Origin of the sequence: Nitratidesulfovibrio liaohensis, from assembly GCF_011682075.1 — a bacterium.
In the GTDB taxonomy this organism is placed as follows: Bacteria; Desulfobacterota; Desulfovibrionia; order Desulfovibrionales; family Desulfovibrionaceae; genus Cupidesulfovibrio; species Cupidesulfovibrio liaohensis.
Genome location: NZ_VSMK01000611.1, coordinates 1 through 1114, shown reverse-complemented (window position 1 = coordinate 1114; position 1114 = coordinate 1). Strand labels below are relative to the sequence as shown.

Genomic DNA, 1114 nt, shown 5'->3' with positions numbered 1-1114 from the left:
AGACGGTCGGCCAGAATGCCCCACGCCTGCGCCACCCTGTCCGGTGCGGACGCCGCAAGCTGGCAGCCGGGCAGGAACAGCCATGCGCAGGTTTCCGCCCCCGCCGGGGCGCGCAGCAGCGCGGCATGCGGCCCGTTGCTGAAGGCCATGTCGTCCAGCGCGAATTCGTGGGTGGAGGGCGGCATCTTGCCGTCATGCACCAGTGTGCGCCGCGCCTCGTGGCACAGCGGGGCCATGTCGAACCCGGTGGGACACACCGTGCCGCACAGCCCGCACAGACTGCACGAATTGATGAACCGGTTGGCCTGATGCACGCCCTTGACGATGGACAGGTTGTTGTAGATGCGCCGGGCGTGCTTTTTGGGATATTCGCCGTACTTTTCCAGATACGGGCACACCTTCACGCATTCCAGACACTGGCATTGCAGGCAGCGGGCCGCTTCGGCGCGATAGGGCGCGTCTGCAATGTCGGGCGCGGTACCGCCCTCCCCCTCGCCTGCGGGCGACAGCGCGGGCAGCGCCACGGGCGCCACCGCCTCCACGCCTTTCAGGCTGGTGAACAATCGTGTTTCGAACGGTCCCTGCCGTTCGCGGCCCGCTTCCAGCGAAACGCCGGTCAGGTGGCGGTCCATGGAGGTGGCGGCATGACGACCATCGGCGGCCTCGTCGATGCAGCGCGCCGCATCTGCCGGGCCGTCCACGGGCCAGCCGCCGCAGAACACGCCGGGCAGATCGGGGTGGGCCAGGGTCAATGCATCGCACCGGTCGCGGTCCGGCAGGCCCAATGCGTTGGCAGCCGCCGGGCTCCACGCCACGAACACCGCCCCGTGCGCGGCGCGCATCTCTTCCAGCACCGCCGCCGTAGGCGCTACCGGTGCGGCAAAGCGCACCTTCAGCCCGGCCAGCCGGTCCAGTTCCCTGTGCAGGGCATCCGGCGGCAGCACGTCCGGGGGGATGGCGGCAAGGCGGCCAGCGGCGGCCATCCGGGGGTCGCTCTCGCCCCCATGCTCTCCACTGTCTTCCAACCACCCGGCCAGGGTCACCGCGTGGCCCTTCTTCGCCAGATCCCAGGCCACGGTCAGCGCGGCCAGCCCGCCGCCCAGCACGGCGGCGC

General features: G+C 70.6%; 1 protein-coding gene. It reads right to left on the bottom strand.

Features of this window, described 5'->3' with window-relative positions:
- A partial coding sequence (locus tag FVW27_RS16635) for a 4Fe-4S dicluster domain-containing protein (RefSeq protein ID WP_208294858.1) occupies positions 1–1114 on the bottom strand: 1114 nt, incomplete at both ends.